Here is a 20,915-nt window from a genome sequence, read left to right on the forward strand (position 1 = left end):
TTAAGCTATATAAATGCAAAGTTGCTTTATCTATTTTGATTTTAGCTTAAGTGGGAGTTAAATAATCTGTTAAAAATGGTTCGGAGATAACATCATAAGTGTTCGAAAGATTGGATTTTAATGTAGAGACGTATCACATGCATCTCTAATCAACAGGGAGACACATGTGATACGTCTCTACATAAATAGGTCTGTTTTTTTCATCCGGCAACAAGCGCCTATTCATTACATTTGCCGAAAAAACAAAAAATGATAGCACACCACGTATTATTCTGGCTCAAAGCCGATACATCCACAGAACAAAAACTGGCCTTTCGTAATGGCCTGCAAACTTTAGAAAATATAGAAGGTGTAAAAACATTCCATATTGGCACGCCTGCTCCAATTGAGCGTGCTGTTGTGGATACAAGTTATACTTTTAGCCTGATCCTGCTTTTTGAGGACCTTGCCGCGCATGATGTTTACCAGGTTCATCCACTGCACAAAGCCTTTTTAGAAGAGTTTCGTGTTTTTTTTGAAAAGGTAGTTATCTATGATGCCGAATAAGGGCAAAGCATTGAAAATCTTATACATTACAAAGCCGCTCTACTTTTGTAGAGCGGCTTTGTCTTTTTTCGGAAAAAGAATAATACTATGAAGAATGCTTTAATACCTACGCTTGGGTATAAGCATTGGCCAATTCGATTTGCTGCTGCACCTGGCTTACTTTATTAAATGAAATGATTTCGTAAAGGTTTATATTAGGTTAGATCACCGTTACTATTAATTAAATATGGGGCTTCCACGGTTTTTAATAAATTAAGCACTTCCTGCCATGATACAACCCGCTGATGGTGGGTGATGTTAGTGTTATGGGCAGCATTAAACATAATGGTTATACCTTCAAATTTATCCAGATTTTTAGGATGGTCGTCAATCATATAATCTGCATTAATGATGCTTTTATCGCCGCAAAAAACAATATTGTTCCATGGTATAAATGGAAAATGTTCCTGAAGCCAGGCATGTTTTTCGGCAAGTGATTGCGGAAATTCCATGGCAGCCGATACAATATAAATTTCAAAATCCTCCATTAACTCTGTTATGGCTTCAATTGCACCAGGCATTACCGGGAGCGTACGGAAAAACCCTGGAGTGAATGCAAATTTCCGGATGGCTCCTTTTTCAGGGAAGCCTTCGCCTTCAGGCTTTCCCAACAATTGTTCATACGGAACCTGTACCCCGTAAGCATTATAATACCAGGTTATAAAGTGTGTGTCGGTATCGGCCAGCACACCATCCATATCTACAGCGATTCTTTTCAATGTTTTCATATTGCAATATTATGCAATATATTTCAATTAATTGCAGATAATTATAATAAAACTGCAACAATTTGCAATTATTGATTTATAACCTATATTTGTTTATGCTGAAAGCGGAAAGACTTCAAAAAATAGTAGAACAAATTTCAAAAGACAATAAAGTTATTCTTGATGACCTAAGCCAGTTGCTTAACGTATCAACAGATACGGTAAGGAGAGATATCAAAGAATTATCTGATAAAGGCTTATTGAAGGCCGTGCGAGGAGGGGCCATCATTGGTTCGCCTGTGCATCCCCATTTTAAAGAGCGTCAAAATATCGACACACAACATAAAAAGGTAATAGCCCAAAAAACATTAGAGTTTATTAAGCCCGGACAGGTTATTTTGGCAAACGCTGGTACAACAACCACGGCTGTAATGGATGCATTACCTAAAGACATTTCCCTTACTGTTATAACCAACTGCTTTCCAATCGTATCGGTTTTAGAAGAGTACCCAAACGTAAATGTGTTTTTTATTGGCGGGCAGCTTAATAAACACAGCTTTTCAACAACCGGGTATGAAACCATCGAAGCTATCCGTAATTTCAGAGCAGATATATGCCTGCTGGGTATTTGCAGTATTGATTTAAAAATTGGTATAACCGGCTTTACTTACGAGGAAAGCCTGGTTGACAGGGCCATGATTGAAACTTCAAAACACGTGATAGCCTTATCTACCTATGAAAAAATAGGCGCATCGGATCCATACTATGTATGTGCCGCCAATGCCATTGATGCACTGATCACAGAAAAAGATCCGTCCATAGCAGACTTGGCCGGATTCAAAGACGCCGGCATCATGATCAAATAAGTTTACGTTGCCTTTAAAAAACATTTGTCATGCCGAACGACAGTAAAGCATCTGCTCTGCTACATAATCCTATAATAGATCCTTCGTTCCTCGGGATGACAAATTGCACAATGTTATAACTTACTTTTTTAAAACCCGGGTTGTACTGGTATAATCGGTATAAATATATTTACCTAATATAGTGCGATACAGCATTAGCTTGTAAGTTCCCCAGGGCTCATTTACTTCGGTTACTATACTGTCTGTTTTGGCTTTTAAAGGAGCGGTTGCCGGCACCTTTTCTGTTAACAGTTCATATACAACCCGGCCGTCCATTTGCTGCGGCACCGGGAGATTGTGCAGGTGCAGTACTGTAGGTGCTATATCAACATTTGAAGTTGGCAACTCACTTTCAAAACCCTTTTTAAAACTTGGTCCTGAGGCCAGCAAGGCAATATGTACTTCGTAAGGACTAAACCCACCGTGACCAGCAACACCACCCGAAAAACTTGTGCCAGCATACCCGAATTTATTTTTACGGTCGTCCCAGTTTCCACCTGTAAGTATATCCCCGGAGCGGGTTGGATGATCCCAGTGGATGGATTCGAAAGAAAGCGTACCGTTAACCCAACCTTTCAAATCACCTTTCTTAATGCCTTTTGTAAACACCGGACCAACAGATTCCTGTTCCTGCAAAACGGCTACTATCTTTTTTATCGTTTCTTTATCATGGTTTTTTACATAAATAGCGCCATCGGCCATTACTACATCGTCTGATAACTTATCCTTTTTCAACCCTTTAGCAATCAGCAGCCCTACCACATTGGCGCCGCCCCCGGCATGGCTTATAAAACCATGATCGGCAGAAACGATGATATTATAGCTCTGATCAAGGTGTTTACTTTTCAGTGAATCCAGAATGCGGCCAAACTCATGATCAACAGATTTAATGGAAGCCATGGATGTTTCTGCGCCAATACCGTCTTCATGTGCCGTACCATCAGGGTCAGAAAACCAGATAGCGCTTACATCAGGGCCATTTGCAGCCAAACCAAATCTGATCAATGCATCGGCTACCCATTTATGCTGCGGCATATTAGGTTTTGCATGCTGAGGTATCGGACCAATAGCGTTCACTACGGTATCTTTAAACGATTCGGGAAGGATCATGGATGGGTTAACAATAGCGCCGCCGCTAACTTTATGGTTTTGCAGCAATGCCTGCCCGGTTGAGCCCGAACTAAAAACCATCATCCGTTTGCTCGCAGCTTGTAATAATTCGCCCAGCGATATGGCTGTAAGTAAATTGCCGTTCGTAGCCTTGGTGATCCTGTTCAAGTCTTCCGCCTCACCTGTATTTAACCCTTTTAATTTATCCACTTCCGGAAAATATACTGTATTGCCCATTAAGCCGGTTTTGGCCGGATAGCTGCCTGTTGAATATGCCGATGAGTTTACACGGGTTACCGTTGGGTAAACGCTATGGTGCTGTTTACCATATGCCCCCCGCTTGCTGAACGCATACAGGTTAGGCATTGCTTCGGGTGTAATATAGTCAGGTCTTAGGCCATCAAAAAAAACGATTATTGTTTTTAGCTCTTTAGGTTTTGACTGATCCTGGGCATTTGCCACTGATGCCACGAAAAGCACGGCAAGCATATGCCGTATTATTGATTTTTTTAACATGATATTTTGTGGGTCTTTGGGAACCACCGGCAAAATAAATGCACCCGTATTACCTTTGTGTTAACTCTGTCAAAAAGCATATAGCTTGTTACAATTGAGTTTATAAACTCAATAGCAAAACCCGCCTTGATGCGAGAGCGGGTTTTGTTCACAGGTGATTGATCTATGTATAAAGGGCCGAATCTCAACATTGCCATTTGCGTCAAAATATCCCGATAATTAAATGCTATCTTACTTACATCGCGTGTGCACCTGGTTTGTAAGTTCCAACAACAGCGGGGGCAGGGAAAGCAAGATTAAGACGGTTGTAACTGTTTATGGTGATAACCGCCATCGTCAGATCGACCAATTCTTCTTCAGAAAATTGTTTACTTGCTTCTTCATAAATGGCATCCGGAACTGGTCCGGCAAGTTTTGTAAGGGCTTCGGCCCAGGCAAGTGCCGCGCGTTCACGTTCGGTATAAAAAGGAGCTTCACGCCATGCATCCAAAACAAAAAGACGCTGCCCGGTTTCGCCCTTTGCAAGCAGATCTTTAGAGTGCATGTCAAGGCAATAAGCACAGCCATTAACTTGCGACACCCTGAAATAAATTAAATTTAAAAGCGATTGCTCCACTGGTGATTTAGCCAGGTATATCCCTAAACCATACATCGATTTTATTGCACCTTGTCCTTTTTCGAAAACATTAACTCTTTGTTTCATTTTGTTTTTAATTTTTGTTGAATATTAAATTATACTCCAATAATGATTGAGATTATAGAAATTGGACAACTTCGAAAAAATTTTTTTTCACTCGGCTTTTTAGTCAATTGTTATGCTACCGGCATCTGATATTAACGTAAGCCCCCGATAAAGGTTTAAGAAGTGAATATACAGCAGTTAGTCGAAGGAGAGTTTATGACTTTTGCATTGCTGATATTGTAATCAGTACATTACAAATCACGCTATAATATTTGCAATAATTTGCCTAAAAATTAACATTAAGCATCCATAAACTAAAAGACATGAGCACCCTTTTAATTAGCTTGACAAAACCTGAATCAAAAAAATAATTTACTAATCAGTCTGAATTTGGGTATACTATACTTTACAGTTATTGTATAAATATATTTACAACAAGTGTAAATATTCAGGGGTAAATTACAATTTTATATTAAATTGAAAAGTTGCTTTATTATTGAACACCAATTAAATACATTTGATAAAACAAAAGAAAATTATTAACCTTTTTGTTCTGATGAATAAAAGCCTTACACAAAGCTTCATATTAAAGTTATAGCGAAAATAGAAAACTCCGCCAGTGCGGGTAGCGTAATATTGCTCTAAATTTAAAAGAGCAGATCAGATTACTGGTCTGCGATTAAATATTAATAATATAAAAAGGGATTGTAATAAAGCGTGCTCTTATGCAATTACCAACCCTTTGGTTGATATTTAATTCAAAAAATAATTATTTTAAAATGGGTCATGTAAGTGAGCTTGCGAAGCTGTGACCGACCAGTAAATTGACCTGTTTTTAGCTCGGGTAATCAGCATTATATTTTCAGCATATCAAGCTAACCAATTAAATCTTCATAATAACAATGCAACCGAATAAAAATAATATTGGAATTATAGGCCTTAGATATATTGGCCACCCGTTAGCCTTAGAATTTAACAAAAAAAATAAGCCGTTTAAAATTTACACTGACCGTGTAAAAATAATTGGGGTATTATGGTAAAACAGGATTTGATGGTCAGCGTTTGCTGTTCAGCTTACAATCAAAAGCAATTTATTGCCCAAACCGTTGAGAGCTTTTTGATGCAGAAAACAAATTTTCAATTTGATATTGTTGTTGGTGACGATTGCTCAACCGATGGGACATCCGAAATACTTAAATCATTTGAGGAAAAGTATCCGGATAAAATCAAAGTGATGACTCCTGAAAAAAATGTAGGTCCGCATCTTAACATGATTAATGCGGTTAATGTTTGTAAGGGGAAATACATTGCGCTTTGTGATGGGGATGATTATTGGACAGACCCTTACAAATTGCAAAAACAGGTTGACTTTTTAGAGCAAAATCCAGAGTATGTCATCTGTTGCCATTATACGCGGGTAGTTGACACAGATGGGAATGAGCTGTATGTAGATCCTAAGCCTGTTCCATTGGTACATACTTATAACGACCTGCTTGTAGGGAAACAGGTGGAAACGAAAACCGCTTCGGTAGTATATCATAATATTCCTGAGGTGTCTGAGTTATTTGAAAAGCCCTGGTACTTTACCTGTTATGCGGCCGATAAAATGTTAAAAATTTTTGCAACATATAATACCGGCCGTAAAATATATGTAATGCCAGAGGTAATGAGCTGTTATCGTAATCATGTTGGCGGTATATGGAGTATGATCAGAGAAGAAGCCCGCCTGGAGATGATGATCAATGATTTTAACCTGATCATTAAACATTTCACCTATCGCAGCATCCGGAAGAAAAGATTGTTATTGCTATATTTAAGAAGATACTTATTATTTGAGTTAAAGCGGCAAAGGATACGTAAAGCTTACGATACTGTATTGTATCTCCTTTAGTCATTATTTGTAATCCTTATTTTGTTGCAGGCATCATTACCTGTGCAATTAACCTCTTATTCCCTTTTTTCTGCGCTATGGTTATTAAACAGCTACTAATTGCAGACAGGTGTTTTTTATTTACCACTCCGCCAAATATGTGAACAGTAGTTACCTGTACATTACATATACTTCATTTATTATACCAGAAAGGGACATCGCTACATCAAGGGACATCGTCATTTATAATCTAATTTACCCGTAAAAAAGCTAAAAACAGTGAACAATGCCTATAAGAATAAAAGAACATTATTAACAATTGTATTAAACTAAAATAAATTTATGTATCCCCAAAACTTTACCATTCGAAATAAAAAAGAATGGGATGCTTATATGGACAAGTCTCTAATACACGAGGTTTTCCATACCTGGAACTATCATTCTTTAAATCAAGAAGGAGAACCTCTTTTATTTGTATATGAGGAAGAGGGCTTTTTCATTGCATTGCCTGTAATTAAAAGAAAAATCGAAAACTCTCTATTTTTCGACATGACTTCTGCCTACGGCTATTGTGGGCCGATATCTAATATTGATCTCTCGAGCTTATCGGTGCTAACAATCGCGTCTTTTAAAACCTCTTTTGTGAATTTCATGAAAGAAGAAAACGCGGTTTGTATATTTTCAAGGCTGCATCCATTCCTTAATCAATATAATATATTGGAAAGCATTGGCGGTTTACATGAAAATGGAACAACCCTATATATGGACCTTTCATTGTCTGTTGAAGATCAAAGAAGTAAGTATGATAAAAGGCTTTTCCGCCAGATAAGAAAGTTGCGTGAAAAAGGCTATATCATTAAGGAACTCAACAGCCAGGAAGGAATTAAAAACTTCACTGAAATGTATTACAAAAATATGGATCGGGTTAATGCCTCACGAAACTATTATTTTGATGAGCAATACTTTGCCAATCTTCTTAATGCAGAGCATTTTGAAAACAAACTTCTTCTTATTTACGATGGACCAGAACTTATTTGCGGTGCACTTCTTTTATTGTCAAATAGCATTATCAGAAATCACCTTTCGGCAACGTCACCAGAATACTTGAAAGAATCCCCAAGCAAATTATTAACAGACGAAATCAGTATGATTGGAAGAAGGCTTGGAAAAAAAATCTTCCATCTTGGGGGCGGAGTAGGTGGTAAAGAAGATTCTCTTTTTACATTCAAAAGGTATTTCTCAGATTTACAGGTAAAAGATCATATATGGTGTTACATTAATGACAACACGGCTTATAATGACCTTGTTTTAAAAGCCGGCGTGGATGTCAATGCTGGAGCCAATTACTTCCCATTATATCGTCAGCCAAAAAGAAATACTCAGGCATATATTTCAAATATAGAAACCATGACTGCCTAAATTAACCTTAACCAATTAATAACATGAAAAATAAATTTACATATGCGGATGCTGACATAGCTACATTTGATCAGACTATGGCTGATTATGGGTGGATTGTTTATGAAGATGCGATGGATGCTGCTTTTATTAAAGAAATTACCGATTCATTGGTAAAGGCATATGAGGTAAGGCGCGAAATTCAAATTGCAAATGGGATAAGTGCAAACATGAACGGAACACTTCACCATCTTGTTGAAAGAGATACCTTTACTTTAAAATTTCTCGAACAAAGATATTGTGAAGATCAAATAAAGCATTTTTTAAAAGGAAATTACATTCTAAATTCATTAGGAGCCGTGATCAATTTAAGAGATGACAAGCCATACGTTCAGAATATCCATAGGGATATAAGAAGTTTTACAGGAGATTTTAAAATGATGATCCAAATGATGATTATTTTAGATGATTTTACCCTTGAAAATGGGGCGACCTATTTTTTATCGGGCTCTCATAAACAAGATGATAAGCCAGAAGACGATTATTTTTACCATAACGCCGAACGCGCCGTGGCAAAAAAAGGCAGCATTATTTTGTTTGACTCCAACTTATGGCACGCCGCCGGAAAAAACAACACAGACGGGAAAAGACGAACGCTAACCATGGCCTTTACCCGTCCGTTCTTTAAACCACAACTTGATTATCCCAGGGCATTGGGCTACACCTTTGGCGAGGGACTAAGTGAACATTTAAGGCAAGTTTTGGGCTATAACTCCAGGATACCTGAAAATTTAAACGAATATTACCAACCTGTTGAAAAAAGAATGTATCAGCCAGGTCAGGGTTAATTTTAAGTTCTATACCGTCATACAAAACAAAAAAGCTGCAAATCATAAATTTGCAGCTTTTTTGTTTTGGTATTTTTCAAGTAAATGACAATGAAGAACTGGGTTAGTTATTTGATGGGGTTTCTTTTATAACATCAATGCTCCACCTGTAGTGTATGATATTTGCCAATAACAATGACGCCGCCGAACATACGAATACCGAATAGCTGAACGGAGCCCTGTAACCGGCAAAACACAACATAGACAGCGCAAAGCTCAAGGTTAACAAAAAGCTGCCCAGCGCTGCAAACCTTGTTTTATAACCTACAATAAGCAGGATCCCAAACACCAGCTCGCCAAGCGTTGCAATTGTAGCCAATATATTGGCTACCGAGTTGTTTACATAGGGTACCAGTGAATGGGTATATGTTACAAAATTGCTCCAGTTGCCCCACGCATTTCCATTTGTCCCTGCTTCGCCCAGGATGCCTAACCTGTCCATTACAGGGAGGATAAAGCCAAAGCCCAAAGCAAGGCGAAGAAATAATTGCGGCAGGTCAAAATTTATTTTCATGGTTTTGGTTTTAATCTTCCAAAGCTACTCGTTTTTAAAATTCGCTTTCCCGAACATGATATAAAATGACAAACTATCCAATAACCATTGAATGTTCTATATTTATTTGTTTCAAAAAATATTCATCATGAGAGATGACGATGAGCGTTCCCTTATACTCGTTAATAGCAGCGGTCAAAATTTCGATATTTTGAATGTCCAGATTATTGGTTGGCTCATCTAATATGATGATGTCAGGGGCCTGATTACTTATCGTTAAGGAACAAAGCATCAATCGCATTTTCTCCCCGCCGCTAAGTGCTTTACAAGGTTTGTCCCAATATTCTTTTGTAAACAAAAACCGGTTTAAGCGAATCTTTATATCATGCTCCTGCAACACACCAGAATTAAACTGTTGTGCCTGTTCATAAACGTTAAGCTTGTTGTTTATTAATGAATAGTCCTGATCAATGTAAATGGCCTTAACAGCAACGCTCTCCATTGTTCCTGACCGGGGTTTAAGTTCACCCAAAATCATTTTTATTAACGTTGTCTTGCCTGAGCCGTTTAACCCTTTAATAACAATACGTTCACCGCTTGTGATCTGAAAGTTCAATGCCTGTTTCCAAAGCAATTGATCATTGTATCCAAAATTAACCTCTATTGCAGTAACCAATATTTTCCCTTTATGAAGTGCCGAATTGTCAAAACCCATCTTCATCTTGTCTACATCAGGCAATTCTTTGCGCAATTGATTCAGCTCCAACGAAATGGAATCCACTTTTTCGGAATGAACACCCTTCATACGTGAAGTGCTTTTCTCGGCATTGTTTTTAAACGTTTTCATGGAAATGGTAGGAAGCCCCGCCTTTTCTTGTTTTTTCTTTCCACGGGCATCCAGCTTTTGTTGCCTTTCCAGTGATTCCTTCTCTGTTTCTTTTGCTTTTCGGAGCGCCTTTTCTTTGCTCTTCAAATCCTGATTCAATGCATCGCTTTCAGCCATTTTCTGCTCAGCATAAAAATCATAATTGCCGCCATAAATTGTTATGCCACGTTTGCTGAGTTCGTAAACGTTATCAAGCAGATTTAATAAAGTTCTGTCATGACTTACCACCACTAAAGTATTGTTAGTAGATTTTATATAATGATAAAGAATGCTTCTGCTGAACGTATCTAAATGATTGCTTGGCTCATCCAATAAAACTATTTCAGGTCGGTGTATATTGATCCCGGCAAGGAAAACTTTTGTTTTTTGCCCACCACTAAGGGTTCCCATTTTTTGAGACAGGTCCAATTCATCAAGCTTCCAATGCGTAAAAGCTTCTTTGCACCGTTCTTCAATTGCCCAGTCATCGCCGAGCAATGTCATATTTTCATCGGTTACATTGCCATCAAGAATTTCTTTTAACGCTTTTAATTTATCCTCAACCCTAAGGGCTTGAGCTACACTATAATTATTGTACTGGCCAAAAAGCTGGGGTATATAATAAGGCCTTGAAGCAGCTTTAACATGTCCGCTTGTAGGAGGTAAGCTTCCGGCTAAGATTTTCAGAAGGGTGGATTTCCCTGCTCCGTTATTGCCTATTAATGCAATTTTATCCTGTTTATTGATGACGAGATTTATATCAGCAAACAATAAATCTCTGTTGGGATGTATGTAAGTAACACCTTGAAGAATAAGCATATTTAATTCCTTTAAAGAGTGAATAATTACAGGAACCTGTTATGATGGCTCTGTTTATTTTCCTGAAAGAAATTATTTATTACATATAGGCGTACTTATGATTATGCGGGCAATGATAAGAAAAAAAATTGCTGTAAACAAAAATAATACAAGCAGCGAGCTACAGCAAAGCATTATATCTGGCAGCTCAGGATTCAGCAATAATTTTATTTACCTGACGTTTCAGCAAGGTTTAATGTGATGGTATTCACCTGCGGGCTGATTCTTAATATACATCCGTTATCTGGCTTGGTAAAAAACCCTTCGACTGCTTTAACAGCATAGTTCATACCCTCAAACCGGCAATCCAGGCTTTTACCATTTACCCCGGTAAACGGCAGCTTAATACCATCCGCCGTATTCAGATCAAAAAACCAGTTGATGGGCTTAAGAGTCACCAGTTTCATTTTAATTTGTTTTTCACTCAAATTAACTTCAAATGTTCCTTCCACCGATGTTAAAGGCCAGGTAATACGCATTGCTGACGGTCCGGTTTTAATGAATTCAGGATCTTTTCCCTGCAATAATATTTCTTTTCCGTCAACTATTGCTTTTAACCGTAAACCGGCAATCTGATCTTTTGCACTCCATATATAGCCATCTACAAAAGGCAAGGTGAAAAATGTACATTCATTTGACGTAGCTGCCTGCGTTTCATACACAGATGGAAGTTTTTCATTAAACAGGTGAATGTCCCGTATCCTCAACCCGCCTTTTTCCCATAACATATTAACCCTGTAAAAACGACTGTTAAACCATACTGTTTTAAGGTCACTTCCGTCTATGTCCTTACTTACCGAAAAGGACGTTGATGGCGTAACCCTGTACTTGTTTTTAAACCAGCGGCCCGATGCTTCCAATGTTTCTACCCTTACCTTATGTTCATCCCTAAGCCTTGCTATCAACGGCATCTGTAATTCAAGGCCTTTGGCCATGGCATCCCAGGTAAAAGAATTTTCCTGTCCGGCCTGCGTATAGTTGAATCCCAGTGCATTATCATCAGCGAATGTTTTGAAGAACCAGTTTACCCAGGTCGAATCGCCGCCCCCGAATTTGTAAACAGGTTCCAGGGTGATCACCCCTTGCCTGTTAGATCCTAATCCGGTATCATACTGTCTTACCGGATCGCTGCCGAGCATGCGAAAAATGGGTACAGGGATCTGGTTCTGTTCATGCTGGGCGGGCATATAAGAATTGAGCTTACTTGGATAATAAGCCTGGTTCCAATAACCACCCCATAGGGTATACCCATCTGTACCATACTGATCCTTACAATTTGCAGATGCAACGATGTGGTATTTTTTATACATGTAATTGAGGCTGTAGGCATCGATAAACCATGATGCAACCGATTTGGGATAATAGCCAAAGATCTTCTTAAAATCGGCCATGTAAACATCAATAAGTTTTTTTCGTTCCGTGGGAGTGTACCCGGTAGAGAAACCAATATTTGCCCTCCAATCCCAAGGATAGCGCCCTCTCCATTTCAACCCGGCCTTCTCAACCAGCGGTTGAGGGATCTCCCACCAGGCACCTATTTCAAAGGAACCTTTGGGAAGACCGGCCAATAATTTCTGATATCTTTTATCAAGCAATGCATCATATTGTAAAAGAAACGTTCCGCCAAGCTTGTATTTTTTCATGATTGCCACCTGCTTAACTACCGTTTGAAAAAGCACCTCCTGCGTAATTTTTGGATCTCTTGGTTCAAGCAAGCGGATAAAATTGACAATATTGACGATCCTGGGAGATTCATCATTGTTTTTTAGCACGGGTTGCTTAACCAGATAAAAAGAGCACAAGGTGCTGAAAACAGTAATGCAGCAAAGTGTGATCAACCATTGTTTCTGGCGGGTATTTATTTTCATAGGCTTAATTATTTTTTAATTAACTCCAGTTTCACAGGCCCCAGCAATCCTGATGACTGCAGTTTACTGTTCGCATTGTAAGGGTTATGCATGGTCCAGGTTTTCCTCTCATTAACCGGCAGACGACTGTCGCCAATAAGCCGGTTCACCCAAGTATTTACAACCTTAATCTCCAGTTTATTTACACCTTTTTTTAGTGCCTTTGTAATATTTATTTTATAAGGAGCTGTCCAGGTGCCGCCGAGCATGATGCCATTAAGCGTTACCTTGGCTATAGCATTCGTTGCTGCCATTGTAAGAAATACCTGGTCGCCATCGGTAATTTTATCCCACATAAATGAATTATAATACCTGGCAGCGCCCGAATAATAACGAATACTGTCGTTCTCATTGATTGACCAATCGGTGAGTGTTTTAAAGATAACAGGATTAGCCGGTCCACGCATGCTATGGTCAAATTGAACAGACCAGGGTTTATCAATCGTTATCGTTTTAACAGGGGCTGGATAGTTCGTATCAAAGGTGTTTATTTTATTTAAAATAGTATCTTTTCTAAAAACAATAAATGCGCTTTCCATCGGCTCCAATTGCAGAGGAATAGTAGTTAGGCCTTCGGTTTGGCGATAAGCAGTAAGGTTACGCCTGGTGCCGTTTAACGGATCCCACAATTCTGGCAATTTTTTATTGATCCTAAACTCCGGTTCAATTTTTATAGTTTTTGTTCTTTGGTTTGAGATAAAATAAACAGCACCCTCCTTTAATTCACGATGAATAAACAGCACCGAATCGCTTTGTGGAATTCTCAAATCAGGTTTGATCTTAACCGCGTCCAGTGCCTCCTGCATGTTCATGCCACTCATCACCATACCTTTTCCAACACGGTTAATTTTTATTGCATTCCCATCAATGTTACCCCAAAGCTCATCTGCAAGTTGCTTAACTTGTTTATCCGCCGCAGGATAGTTTTGTAAACTTGGCGATGTTGCAGGCCTTGGGCCAAGTACAATAGCCCCCTGCTCAACCAAATTTTTAATTTTCATCAGCAACTCCGGGCGGATCGTTTTTAATTGCGGCAGAACGAGCATACTATAAGTCATGCCATCGGGTAATATCAGTTTATTATCTTTAACGGATAACCGGGTTTTAATCACTTCAGCATTAATGTAATCAAAGGAATAACCCTGCGGTAAAACAGGATCCTGAACACCTGTCATTTTGGGGGCATCCTCACTGATGAAATAGGCCACATCTGCTACATACTTGCCCTGCTGCAGCATCAGGTTACATCTTTTGATATACTGCAAAAAAATATCCATGTCGTAAAACCAGGTATTTAACCGGTTAAATTCATTCCCGAAATAGGCATTAACACCTGGAGCCTTATCTTCGTAAGGCTGGCTGATATATACATGCAAAAGAGTATTGTTAATACCTTCTGTAAAAAACCGGTCGGCACGTTGCTTCATCATCGCCGGGTAACGGGAATAAGCCGCGCCCGCACAGGTAAACGACTCGGCCGATACTTTGGTTTTGCCGTAAATGTGCGCGGCTGATGAAGCTGCCCGGTTCTCGATGTTTCCCAGGCTCCCCTCACTCCAAAACTCCCCACCGATTTCGTCTGACTGTCCTCCGTATTGCAGAAACTCCCCCGGGAAGCCCCAATGTCCATAGTTCTCCAGCCAGGTCGTGAGGCCATGTTGATGGCTGATCTCTCTAAGACCTGCAACATATTCATAAGCTACATTATCGGCAATCAAACGGCGCAAATCCCAAAGAAAGCGGTCTGATTTCTCTGCGCTTCCAACAATACTTCCCTGTAAAACCGGGATATAAGGAGTAGGATCGTAGCCATATTGTTTTTCAAACTTTCCGATAAATCCGTCCGTCCAGTTCTGCCCTCCGGTTTCATAACTATCTTCCACGGTTACTTTCCAGGTTTTCCTGTCTGCTGCAGGTATACGCCTGATGATTTCGCCTAAATATGCATTAAAATGAGCGGCGATATGTTCCTTGCTCATCTTATCCGTTTCCAGGCCAGTACCCTGTGGTGATGCAGGCCCGTTATGAACATTTGTTGGCGCCATACCACTACGCTCAATTACCCAGTTACCCGCAGGTACATCCCATTTTAAAATGCCATCGGCCGTCATAAATTTAGAAACATCAATAACTTTCGCTGGGTCAATTACCAGGTTGCTATCAGTTATAGGCTGCGGTGCCCATTGGTAAGCATCCCAGTATGGAAAAGGTGTTTGCCACATTTTTGCCAGCGTTTTTTCAATATAATTTTCAACAACAGGAGTAGCCGACAGTTTTACTTCGGCAATTCCACCGTTTTTAGAGAATTTAGTAAACACTAACCTAAAATTATTTGATTTACTTGCCATAACGGCTATCGCGGCAGGACCATATGGTTTAAACCCAACATTAGGTTCATTGTTGCTGCGGTCTATTTTAAAATGCTTAACTGTTTTATAAATACCATTTGTTTCTATTTGCAGGTCGCCTTCCAATATCATTGGATTACGGTTGGGAACAATAGTTAAACTGCGAACAGTATATGGTTTACTTGCGGTAATATCAATAGTATATGGGCCAGCGCCTTTAAAAATTACGCCGGTAGTATCATTAAAGTCCATGATACTTTTTATGCCGGCAATAGCGGGAACCACATTTATTATTGGCTTGAGGGCCCGCATGTCTCTAAAATATTCGCTATTTACCGGGTAAGCAATAACTTTTACATCCTGAAAGTTAGGTTCAGGAACTGCCAGCAGCTTGTTTAACTTCAAAGGTCCTTTAACGTTGAATTTTGTTGACGTAAGGTATCGCATGGATTGTTCCGGCTTCACCCACGGACCACCAGACTGGCTCCATCCCGGGCTGTTGAATATTCCTATTTCAATATTTAGTTCGGTAGCCCGCTTAAGGGCGGCATGCAAAATATCCCACCACTCATTGGTAAATATTTTTACTTTTCCGGCAGGAACATCATCCTGCCAAATATTGCCAATGAATGCCCTGTTGATCCCAACCTTTTTCATCGATTCCAGATCACGGATAACGCCTTCTTTTGAAATATTATCCGATAACCAGTACCAGTAAATACTGGTCTGAATAGAATCAGGAACGGTCATAAATCCTGCTTCCAGGGCAGCCATTGGTACGGCAGCAGAAATAACGGGCACCTTCTTTTTTGTTACACAGGCGGCAAGTAACAAAGTGCATGATAAAAAGAGGGCATTAACTGACCGAAGTCGTTTTCTATTCACTTTCATGATCTTCATTACCTGGGACATTTTTAATTTCATACCCGCTCTTAACAGGTATATGTTTACCTGTTAAGAACGGGTTGCCCAGTATAAGCAAATTCGGCAGATATAACTAACCTATTGCTTTTTTTTCTTCCTAATTTTTGTTGCCTGCGGTTTCAAAAAGGGCGAGCCTTTACCTGTTGTAAGGTAAGCCTGCAGGCTCGCGAGAAACGTATCCCAAGAAATTGGATATCATTATACAAGTTTCCATTTTTGAGCCAACTCTGCATTAAAGCCATCTTCTTCTTTGGGGTTGGGTTCGCCTTTGCCGGTAGTAATCAGGTTGCGTAAACTGTTCTGTATATAATTGGTCCATGCTTCCCTGCAGATCTCATAACATTCATATTGAGGAACCAAACCCTCATGCGTGAACCTGATCTCTGTTTGATCATCTTTTCGCAAAATATCAAATACGAGTTTTGTACCTATCCATTCGCTTTTGTCTTTAGTGAATTTGAAATAATTGTCAAGTACCAGCCAAACCACTCTTTGATCCGCAACCAGTTCAATCAATTGCATTTTACAGTAATGAACATCTTTATAATGATAGATAAATTCATCATTAAGTTTGTCTGTACTTCCTTCAACTCCTTCTGACCACCATCCGCGAATGTTTTTGATGGCCTTAATGGCTTCTTCCGGGGTCTGATCTACCAAAAAGGTAGTGGTGAATTCTGATGTTTTCATTTTTTTATTGATTTATGTTTTATTCTGCCGTTACCTGTTTTTCAGGCAACTATAAAAGTCAGAAACTTTAATAAGTCAAAATTAGATGGATTTGCAGAGATATTAGAGTGGCAGAAATGACAATTAAATTAGTTGATATTGCCACGTGAAGAATACCTTTATACTTATTGATCAGTTTTATCTCAAGGTATTTTTATGCGCATAGCAATACTTAATTTTGAACACGCAGTTGCTACCTGTGTAACCGGCCCGGCTGAAATATGGAGCACATTAAATCATGTGCAGCCTTTGCTCGCAGACAGCTCTTTAAAACATAATATTGGGATTGATTATATAAGAGCGTATAAAAAAAAGTTATGGCGTAAAGCATTAGATACAGGTAAAGAAGAGCAACTGGCAATTGAACAGGTATATGATCTGGTGATCATTCCTGCTATGCGTTCTGCAAAAATTGATCATGTTGTAAATCACGAGCGCATGCTTGTTGACTGGTTAAAGCAACAGCACACAAAAAATGCTGATTTAGCCAGTATTTGCATAGGAGCTTTTTTACTTGCTGAAACCGGATTACTTAAAGGTAAAAAAGTGACAACAAATTTAAGGTTTGCTGATCTGTTTCGACAAAAATATCCGGAAGTACAGGTAGAGGACGATAAAATTATTGTTGACCAGGGCAATATTTATACCTGTGGTGGGGCTTTCGTTTTTACCACTTTTATGATATACCTTATTGAAAAGTTTTTTGGACATGAGGAAGCTATCACGGTGTCAAAAATCCTAATGATCAATACCCATCAGCAACCCCAGCATACATTCTCTGTTTTTCAGCTTCAACGCACTCACTCCGATGAAAAGATTATGGAAGCACAGATCTTTATTGAAAAAAATTATCAGCATACCTTATCTATCGAAAAATTAGCAGGAGAATACTACATGAGCATCCGGAATTTTATTCGCCGTTTTGAGGGGGCTACCAGCAATACACCTCTTGAATATTTGCAGCGTGTACGTATAGAAGCAGCAAAAAAGTTACTTGAAAATAGCAATGATAATATTGAGCAGATAGCGATGAAATGTGGTTATGATGACATTGGTTTTTTCAGAAAAATATTTAAAAGGCATGTTGCCATAAACCCAAAGGAATACCAGAAAAAATATGGAAAAACAGGGCTAACTGTAACTTCTTATAAATAATATTGAAGAAGGATTCAGCTTTCTGCCCTGTATTCACTATTTGAAATCGGCGTCCAACACTACCCTGTAGTTTGCCTTACCAGATTCCAGGTGTTCAATAGCTTCATTGATTTTGCTCATCGGAAAATGTTCTGTCATTGGTTTAATATGGTGCTGGGCCGCAAAACGAAGCATTTTGTCCAATACCCCCCTTGAACCTCCAGGCGAGGCGGATACTGCTTTCTGTGTTCCTAATAATGCGACTACGGAGACTGGAATAGGCTCGAATATGATACCAACAAAATGTAAACGGCCTTTCGGGGCAAGCATTTCAATGATTTTATCCCAGTCCAATGGCACGGCCACCGTAATAATGATCAGGTTAAATTTACCCTTTAACGATGCCCAATCATCCGTGTTTCTACTGGAAACTACATAGTCAGCCCCAAGCTTCACGATCTCATCACGCTTCGATTCCGTTGAGGAGAACGCAGTAACCTCCGCGCCCCAGGCGTGGCAAAATTGGACGGACAGGTGACCCAATCCCCCTATACCGAAAACACCTATCTTGTCTGTTGGCCTCACCCCATATTCCATCAGCGGAGCAAAGACGGTAATACCAGCGCAAAATAATGGTCCGGCATCCGCACTATCCAAATTATCAGGAATCGGTACAGTCCAAATCCAATGAGCTTTCACCCGGTTGGCAAAACCGCCGTGGTTTCCCCAAATTGTAGCTTTAACTTCATAACATAGATGTTGGTCTCCATCAAGGCATGGCGCACAATGCCCGCAACTTACGTTGTTCCAGCCAACACCAACCTTTTGGCCAATTTTTAGTCCTTTTTGGCTGGCTACTTCTCCCATAGCCACAACCCTTCCCGTGATCTCATGTCCCGGAACCAAAGGAAATGGGATAGTACCCCATTCGTTCTTAATAAAGGATAAGTCCGTATGGCATAACCCGCAATATTCAACCTCTATTTCCACCTCTTCAGCGGTTAAGGTAGCCATTTCGTAATTAAAGGGTTTTAGTTTGGCGCCTGGTTCAAGGGCCGCCCATGCTTTTACTGTTGACATAACGAATTTTTATTTGTTTATAGATAATTGTTTCAAACCTGCACACAAAAGTTATTCATTACTGTTCCGGGCATATTCATTTGTATAAAGCAGTATATAACATTTGGGCGCCTGCGTTATTTTGTTGGTTTATAGATTATTGAGTATAAATTTAAAAAAACATTGATACTTTATATCACAATTTAGCGATGAAAAAAAATGCTATATAAGGTTCGGGATGCGCTTCACCAGGTTTCCAAGTAACTCGCTGTCCGAAGTCTTCAGACTATCCATAACAAAAAAAGCCTCCAACTTTCGTTGAAGGCTTTGTAGCGATGAAAGATTCTTTGAACACCTGAATTCGATTTTAACGGTTTTAGAAAATCAACTATTAACCGTTATGAATAGTTTGTGGATTTTTCAGCTGATGCAATTTTCTGAAAACCGCGGTGTGTAAAAATAAGATGGTGGCGGGCGCAAAAGCGGGGAACCAAACAAACGGAAATACAGTCATTTCCCGGAGATTACCATTAGCACCGATAATAACCGCAATCACAAGCAGATCAATGACGTCAAGTATGCCGAAAATGTTCCAGGCATAAACAGCAGTTATTCGCCATGGATTTCCCCTTGAAACCATCTTTGCTACTGGCAATGCTAAAATTGCGGTAATGATATCTCCAAGGCCAGCCGAAAAAGCAAATTTCGCAGGCAGAAGGTGATAGCAATAAAGAATAATAAAAAATACGCCAACAACCCGGAATACATGTACGGCGATTAGCGATTCGAGTGTAATTGACCGGAGTAATGTCTTAAATAATCCAGTATTGCCAATAAATCCAAATAAGATGACCATTAACGGCATACCAGCCCAAACCATTACTTTAGGCGGTAGGGAATTGACGTCAAACACACCTTTTAAGGCGAACACCGAAACATAAACGAGATAAACAAAGTAAAAGCCAAAAATACCGATCTGAATATTTCTTGATTTGCGCGGCGTCATGCCAGCGTCGAGCGCTGCTTGTTTTGCCGGTTTGGTAATGAAAGCGATTGAATAAAGAAAACTTGCAATAAATAATATGACGGCCCAGAGAGGCATGCCTGATACGTGATTTGCCATTTGATATATTGTTTTAATTAATAAGACAAAGGAAAATCAAATGTCTCAGCTTACACTTAGCAAATGGCAAGAAATCAGCAACGGGCTATTTTTTCGTAAACTCCTTTCTTATTCTACTTAACGAAGTGTCGGTGATACCAAGGTAGGAGGCGATATACTTTAAAGGCACGTTTTGAGAGATTTCCGGACTCGAATTGATTAAATCGTTGTATCGCTGTTCCGCCGTTTCCTGCAACATCGACAACATTCTTTCCTTCAACGTGCTATAGTTATTCACTATGTTCAGCCGTCCAAATTCACGAAACTCCGGGATGGTATGGAAACTTGCCTGCATATCATCGTAAGTTATATACCAGGTTTCACAATCGGTGATTGTTTGGATATATTCTTTTGCAGGACTTCTCTTGAAGAATGAGAGCAAGTCGCTCGTAAAAGTATCTTTTGAATAAAACGCAGTTGTTACCTCATTGCCTTCGAGGTCATACGTATAGGATCTGATAACGCCCTTCTCAATAAAATGAGATTCGCTGCAAACTTTGCCTGCCTCCAAAATATACTCATTTCTTTCAATTTGCATCGGCTTAAACTTGGCCACCACCTGCTCTGCCCTGGCCGGGCTCATTGGCAATACCTGTTGAATAAACTGAATTAAACTATCTTTATTCATCGTTTGCTTTGTGTGAACTCCTCTTTTACAAGTTAAAAGTAATAAACTCTGCCGAAAAATCCGGGTATCTTACCACTTTTGGCCTTCATTAACAGCATAAAACCGACACTGTGCGTCTTTAAATATGCTTGATAATCTGCATAAATCT

17 protein-coding genes are annotated in these 20,915 nt (G+C 39.4%); 6 read left to right on the forward strand and 11 right to left on the reverse strand.

Annotated features, from left to right (window positions below; all coding sequences use genetic code 11):
• The first annotated feature begins 249 nt into the window (after nucleotides 1–249).
• The gene (locus M2273_RS17155) at nucleotides 250–546 is read left to right on the forward strand and encodes a Dabb family protein (RefSeq protein WP_429398978.1); all 297 of its coding nucleotides are present in this window, start codon (nucleotides 250–252) and stop codon (nucleotides 544–546) included.
• A gap of 194 nt (nucleotides 547–740) precedes the next feature.
• Here the strand turns inward: M2273_RS17155 and M2273_RS17160 are convergent, their stop codons facing one another.
• The gene (locus M2273_RS17160; protein ID WP_429398979.1) at nucleotides 741–1,313 is read right to left on the reverse strand and encodes a 5' nucleotidase, NT5C type; all 573 of its coding nucleotides are present in this window, start codon (nucleotides 1,311–1,313) and stop codon (nucleotides 741–743) included.
• Between the two features lie 95 nt (nucleotides 1,314–1,408).
• On the opposite strand from M2273_RS17160, the gene M2273_RS17165 reads away from it, so the two are divergent.
• Nucleotides 1,409–2,158 carry a DeoR/GlpR family DNA-binding transcription regulator gene (locus M2273_RS17165; RefSeq protein ID WP_429398980.1) on the forward strand — a complete coding sequence of 250 codons (750 nt, stop codon included), beginning with the start codon at nucleotides 1,409–1,411 and terminating at the stop codon, nucleotides 2,156–2,158.
• A 120-nt stretch (nucleotides 2,159–2,278) separates the two neighbouring features.
• Here M2273_RS17165 and M2273_RS17170 read toward each other — a convergent pair whose 3' ends face one another.
• Both M2273_RS17170 and M2273_RS17175 read right to left on the reverse strand, forming a co-directional pair.
• The gene (locus M2273_RS17170) at nucleotides 2,279–3,823 is read right to left on the reverse strand and encodes an alkaline phosphatase family protein (RefSeq protein WP_429398981.1); all 1,545 of its coding nucleotides are present in this window, start codon (nucleotides 3,821–3,823) and stop codon (nucleotides 2,279–2,281) included.
• Between the two features lie 235 nt (nucleotides 3,824–4,058).
• Nucleotides 4,059–4,526, reverse strand: a complete 468-nt coding sequence (locus M2273_RS17175) for a carboxymuconolactone decarboxylase family protein (RefSeq protein ID WP_429398982.1) — start codon at nucleotides 4,524–4,526, stop codon at nucleotides 4,059–4,061.
• A gap of 1,012 nt (nucleotides 4,527–5,538) precedes the next feature.
• On the opposite strand from M2273_RS17175, the gene M2273_RS17180 reads away from it, so the two are divergent.
• From M2273_RS17180 to M2273_RS17190, 3 genes are all read left to right on the forward strand, one after another.
• The gene (locus M2273_RS17180) at nucleotides 5,539–6,396 is read left to right on the forward strand and encodes a glycosyltransferase (protein ID WP_429398983.1); all 858 of its coding nucleotides are present in this window, start codon (nucleotides 5,539–5,541) and stop codon (nucleotides 6,394–6,396) included.
• A 321-nt stretch (nucleotides 6,397–6,717) separates the two neighbouring features.
• Nucleotides 6,718–7,794: a GNAT family N-acetyltransferase gene (locus tag M2273_RS17185; protein WP_429398984.1), complete on the forward strand. Its 1,077-nt coding sequence runs from the start codon at nucleotides 6,718–6,720 to the stop codon at nucleotides 7,792–7,794.
• A 23-nt stretch (nucleotides 7,795–7,817) separates the two neighbouring features.
• Nucleotides 7,818–8,621 carry a phytanoyl-CoA dioxygenase family protein gene (locus tag M2273_RS17190; RefSeq protein ID WP_429398985.1) on the forward strand — a complete coding sequence of 268 codons (804 nt, stop codon included), beginning with the start codon at nucleotides 7,818–7,820 and terminating at the stop codon, nucleotides 8,619–8,621.
• A 103-nt stretch (nucleotides 8,622–8,724) separates the two neighbouring features.
• On the opposite strand, the gene M2273_RS17195 is transcribed toward M2273_RS17190, so the two are convergent.
• The 5 genes from M2273_RS17195 to M2273_RS17215 all read right to left on the reverse strand — a co-directional run bounded on the left by M2273_RS17195 (nucleotide 8,725) and on the right by M2273_RS17215 (nucleotide 16,745).
• The gene (locus M2273_RS17195) at nucleotides 8,725–9,174 is read right to left on the reverse strand and encodes a DoxX family protein (protein ID WP_429398986.1); all 450 of its coding nucleotides are present in this window, start codon (nucleotides 9,172–9,174) and stop codon (nucleotides 8,725–8,727) included.
• Between the two features lie 73 nt (nucleotides 9,175–9,247).
• On the reverse strand, nucleotides 9,248–10,837 hold the full coding sequence (abc-f, locus tag M2273_RS17200; RefSeq protein WP_429398987.1) for a ribosomal protection-like ABC-F family protein: 1,590 nt from the start codon (nucleotides 10,835–10,837) through the stop codon (nucleotides 9,248–9,250).
• A gap of 206 nt (nucleotides 10,838–11,043) precedes the next feature.
• Nucleotides 11,044–12,744, reverse strand: coding sequence for a hypothetical protein (locus M2273_RS17205; protein ID WP_429398988.1), 1,701 nt, complete (start codon nucleotides 12,742–12,744; stop codon nucleotides 11,044–11,046).
• 8 nt (nucleotides 12,745–12,752) lie between these two features.
• Nucleotides 12,753–16,055 (reverse strand): glycosyl hydrolase, encoded by a 3,303-nt coding sequence (locus tag M2273_RS17210; RefSeq protein WP_429398989.1) that lies wholly within the window; start codon nucleotides 16,053–16,055, stop codon nucleotides 12,753–12,755.
• Between the two features lie 198 nt (nucleotides 16,056–16,253).
• Nucleotides 16,254–16,745, reverse strand: a complete 492-nt coding sequence (locus M2273_RS17215; protein WP_429398990.1) for an SRPBCC domain-containing protein — start codon at nucleotides 16,743–16,745, stop codon at nucleotides 16,254–16,256.
• A 195-nt stretch (nucleotides 16,746–16,940) separates the two neighbouring features.
• On the opposite strand from M2273_RS17215, the gene M2273_RS17220 reads away from it, so the two are divergent.
• Complete coding sequence (locus M2273_RS17220; RefSeq protein ID WP_429398991.1) at nucleotides 16,941–17,939, forward strand: GlxA family transcriptional regulator; 999 nt, start codon at nucleotides 16,941–16,943, stop codon at nucleotides 17,937–17,939.
• A gap of 36 nt (nucleotides 17,940–17,975) precedes the next feature.
• Here M2273_RS17220 and ahr read toward each other — a convergent pair whose 3' ends face one another.
• The 3 genes from ahr to M2273_RS17235 all read right to left on the reverse strand — a co-directional run bounded on the left by ahr (nucleotide 17,976) and on the right by M2273_RS17235 (nucleotide 20,767).
• Nucleotides 17,976–18,998 (reverse strand): NADPH-dependent aldehyde reductase Ahr, encoded by a 1,023-nt coding sequence (gene ahr / locus M2273_RS17225; protein ID WP_429398992.1) that lies wholly within the window; start codon nucleotides 18,996–18,998, stop codon nucleotides 17,976–17,978.
• 370 nt (nucleotides 18,999–19,368) lie between these two features.
• Complete coding sequence (locus tag M2273_RS17230; RefSeq protein ID WP_429398993.1) at nucleotides 19,369–20,100, reverse strand: hypothetical protein; 732 nt, start codon at nucleotides 20,098–20,100, stop codon at nucleotides 19,369–19,371.
• Between the two features lie 85 nt (nucleotides 20,101–20,185).
• Nucleotides 20,186–20,767, reverse strand: coding sequence for a Crp/Fnr family transcriptional regulator (locus M2273_RS17235; protein WP_429398994.1), 582 nt, complete (start codon nucleotides 20,765–20,767; stop codon nucleotides 20,186–20,188).
• Nucleotides 20,768–20,915 lie beyond the last annotated feature (148 nt).

The sequence above is a fragment of the Mucilaginibacter lappiensis genome (assembly GCF_050433765.1).
Taxonomy (GTDB): domain Bacteria; phylum Bacteroidota; class Bacteroidia; order Sphingobacteriales; family Sphingobacteriaceae; genus Mucilaginibacter; species Mucilaginibacter lappiensis_A.